We start from the raw sequence: 3,020 nt of genomic DNA, 5'->3' as shown, positions 1-3,020 counted from the left end.
GCGCGAAATCTCGCAGCCGTCTGTCCGGCTGAATACGGCTTCAACACGGCGCCCGTGGAAAGTTCCGCTGACCACGGCCACCTGCGGCCCGCCATACTGCTGGGTGCAGAGCCTCGGCGGTGCCGGCGTGGGAAAGAATATCCGTTCGCCGAACCTCTCCACCACAGCGAGGGCAGCGGCCGGGTCCGGCACTGTTGAGTCCGCAGACGGCGTGCCGTCAGTGGCTTTCAGCCGGAATTCGTATTCGACGGCGGCGGGGTCCTCCCGCAGCCTGACGATGAGATCGATCATTGAACGCCCGCCGATACGGCCGCCAGCGCCAGGGCAAGCCGCTCCCGCAGTACTGCCGCCTCCGCTGCAAAGGACCGCTGGTACTCAACGTAGGCGGCCTTGCCCTGCGGCGTCTCGATCGGGATCGCGGGGTATCCCCATTCGGCCAGGTCATAGGGGGAGGCCTGCATGTCCATGGCGCGGATCCGCCAGGACAACTCGAAACAGTCCATCACCAGTTCGCTGGGAAGCACGGGCAGCAGCTTGTACGCCCACTTGTACAGGTCCATGTTGGCGTGCAGGCAGCCCGGCTGCTCCAGTTGCCGCTGGGTTTCGCGGGTGGGTGCAAACTCGTTCAGGGGAGTGGCATCAGGGGTATAGAAGCGGAACGCGTCAAAGTGCGTGCAGCGGATCCGGTTGTCCTCCACCACCTTGTCCGTGCCCGCCGGTCCCAGACGCAACTGGAGGTACTCGTGGCGCAGGTCGAACCTGTCCTGGTGGTACACCATGGCCCATTCGTGCAGGCCGAAACAGCCGAACTGTGCCGGCCGTGCCGCTGTGCCCCGCAGGATGATGCCGGCAAAAGCCACCGCGTCCCTTCGGTCGGCAAGGAAGGCGCTCCGGTCAACGGTGACCGCGGTGCTTCCCGCCGGCAGCCCCAGGGCGGCAAGCTCGCCGTCGTCGAGCATCCGGTAGTGTTTCCAGCCTCTGCGGACGGCCGCTTCCTCTCCCGGAAGGACAGCCCCTGCCCCGGGGTGCCAGCGGCGCAACTGGCCGGGTTTTTGCGTGTAATAGGTGAAGAGGAAGTCCTCGACGGGATGTTTCTGCCCGGCGGACCTGCGCGCAAGGTAGGGATCAGCGTAACGGCCGACGCGCTGCTGGTGGGCTTCTTCCCGCGCCCTCCACTCGTCCGCCGCCAGGAGGTTAAGCTGCTCCACCGGCGGCACCAAGAACATCCTTTGCGCCATCCCAGGCGCTGATTTCGCAGCCGTTGGTACGGGCGAACTCCGTGTCCACGGGCACCCCGTCCACCACTCCGGTGACCGTCGCTTTTTGCGGCCCGCCGTACTGTTCCGTGCAGGCCTGGGCGGTGCCGGGAGTTGCCGGGGTCAACAGGGCGGCGTTGTCCTTCAGGGCTGCGCAGGCCGCCGCGGCGTCGGGGTGGCTGCTTTCGGCGGCAGGGACACCCGCCTCGCACACCAGCGTATGGCTTACCTCGGGCTCGCCTTCGGCAGGGATGACCGTGATGGCCAGTTCGGCATTGCCCTGGCCCGGGCCCGCAGCGGACGGCAGCGAAGGGGCCGGAGCCGGCGCCGGAACCGAGGTTTCAGCGTCCGGTGAGGGTGAAGGTGCGGAAGTCCCGGAGGCCGTTGCCGATGGGGCGGAAGGCGTCGCCGAGGGCGACGGTGATCCGCCGTCCGGGGTAGGGGTGCAAGCCGGCATCAGAAGCGCGGCAATTGCCAGGGCTGCCAGGCGCAACCGCATTTTATGCATGGCCCGATGCCTCTTTCATCCTTCGATTCTAGCTGCTGTGCTGAGCCTGTTCCGGGCCGCGCCGGAGCCCCTGCGCCCCTGCCTGCCCCGCGCCTCTAGGGACGGCCTTCGGCCGTGGCGGCGATGAGGCCCATCATGGACGCATGCAATTCGGCGACCTGCTCCCGCGTCAGCCCGAGCCGTTCCATCATGGTCCCGGGAACCTGCAGGGCCTGCTGCCGCAGGGCTGCTCCTTGTGGGGTCAGTTCGACGGCGAGCGCCCGCTCGTTCCCGTCTGCCCGGCCGCGGGTAATCAGGCCGGCCGCCTCGAGCCGGCGGAGCAGCGGTGAAATGGTGGCCGGTTCCTGCGCCAGCGCTTCGCTGATGTTCCGCACGGTCCGGGGGCTGGTTTCCCAAAGGGACAGCATCACGAGGTACTGCGGGTGCGTCAGGTTGAGTTTCTCCAGCACGGGCTTGTAGGCCCCCACAACGCTCCGTGCCGCGACCGTGAGGGCGAAGCACAGTTGATGCTCCAGGAGCAGGTCGTCGTCCTGTCCGGCGTCTGCCGTTGCCGCGGTCTTCAAGGCGTCCTCCAATTGTTAGTGCACTAATTATTAGCGTACACTCTTGGTAGGAAATATGGGAAAGGGGCCGGACATGGGCAAGGGCAACTCGGAGTATCAAGGCAACGCCTCACAGAGGTTCATGCGGGCCACCGGCAAGCTGCGGGCCATCTTCGGTCCAGCCAACCGATCCTCCCTGGTTCACGACATGACCGAGGAGAACCGGCGGCTGCTCGCCCAGCGGGAAGCCGAAAGCCAGCAGTGGGAGACCATCACGCGGCCGGACGGCAGCACCTACGTTGTTCCCAGGAACCCCGACGACAAGTCCCTGCGCTGACCGGGTGCCTGCGGCCTGCCTGCACTCCGCCCGTCGGAGCCTTTTCCCGGGCTGCGGCGTAAAATAAGGGCACTGGCACCCGAAAATGCCAGAAAACTCTTTGCCCCGGCATACCGGGAAGGGGGTGGAAAACAATGCCACATGTACTCAGCGGGTTCATGAGCGCGACAGACAGGCTCCGCTTCTTCTTTGGGCCTGCCACCCGGCTGGACACCGATACGCCCGTAGTGCACAAGCATGACGAATTCGAGCAGGCCTCGGAGGAGGATCTCTCGCACTTCGTGGTGGAAACCGACTCGACCGGACACCACTACGCCGTACGCCGCGAAGACCTGGACCGGGAGGCCTGAGCCGCCCGTTGCAGGATCCACCAGCCC

At 66.4% G+C, this 3,020-nt stretch carries 6 protein-coding genes; 2 read left to right on the top strand and 4 right to left on the bottom strand.

The features are described from left to right. From P2Q66_RS16485 to P2Q66_RS16470, 4 genes are all read right to left on the bottom strand, one after another. On the bottom strand, positions 1-291 hold a 291-nt coding region (locus P2Q66_RS16485; protein WP_275729851.1), incomplete at its 3' end, for a serine protease inhibitor. Beyond that, a complete protein-coding gene (locus P2Q66_RS16480; protein ID WP_275729849.1) occupies positions 288-1,217 on the bottom strand; it encodes a 3-methyladenine DNA glycosylase in 930 nt (309 codons plus the stop codon). The genes P2Q66_RS16485 and P2Q66_RS16480, both read right to left, overlap by 4 nt. Continuing rightward, a complete protein-coding gene (locus P2Q66_RS16475) occupies positions 1,195-1,764 on the bottom strand; it encodes an SSI family serine proteinase inhibitor (RefSeq protein WP_275729846.1) in 570 nt (189 codons plus the stop codon). The genes P2Q66_RS16480 and P2Q66_RS16475 overlap by 23 nt, the downstream gene beginning before the upstream one ends. 95 nt (positions 1,765-1,859) lie before the next feature. Next, complete coding sequence (locus P2Q66_RS16470; protein ID WP_115526155.1) at positions 1,860-2,327, bottom strand: MarR family transcriptional regulator; 468 nt, start codon at positions 2,325-2,327, stop codon at positions 1,860-1,862. A 73-nt stretch (positions 2,328-2,400) separates the two neighbouring features. Here P2Q66_RS16470 and P2Q66_RS16465 point away from each other — a divergent pair, with 73 nt between their 5' ends. Together P2Q66_RS16465 and P2Q66_RS16460 are read left to right on the top strand one after the other, a co-directional pair. Then, positions 2,401-2,643, top strand: a complete 243-nt coding sequence (locus P2Q66_RS16465) for a hypothetical protein (protein ID WP_079598181.1) — start codon at positions 2,401-2,403, stop codon at positions 2,641-2,643. A gap of 134 nt (positions 2,644-2,777) precedes the next feature. Continuing rightward, the gene (locus P2Q66_RS16460; protein WP_079598148.1) at positions 2,778-2,993 is read left to right on the top strand and encodes a hypothetical protein; all 216 of its coding nucleotides are present in this window, start codon (positions 2,778-2,780) and stop codon (positions 2,991-2,993) included. Positions 2,994-3,020 lie beyond the last annotated feature (27 nt).

It is taken from the genome of Arthrobacter sp. Cr_A7 (assembly GCF_029222765.1).
Lineage (GTDB): Bacteria > Actinomycetota > Actinomycetes > Actinomycetales > Micrococcaceae > Arthrobacter.
This window is presented reverse-complemented; position numbering and strand designations above follow the sequence as displayed.

Bases quoted from the DNA above. Each gene is read 5' to 3' on its own strand.
- P2Q66_RS16475 (WP_275729846.1), bottom strand. From the start codon at position 1,764: ATGCATAAAATGCGGTTGCGCCTGGCAGCCCTGGCAATTGCCGCGCTT.
- P2Q66_RS16465 (WP_079598181.1), top strand. From the start codon at position 2,401: ATGGGCAAGGGCAACTCGGAGTATCAAGGCAACGCCTCACAGAGGTTC.
- P2Q66_RS16460 (WP_079598148.1), top strand. From the start codon at position 2,778: ATGCCACATGTACTCAGCGGGTTCATGAGCGCGACAGACAGGCTCCGC.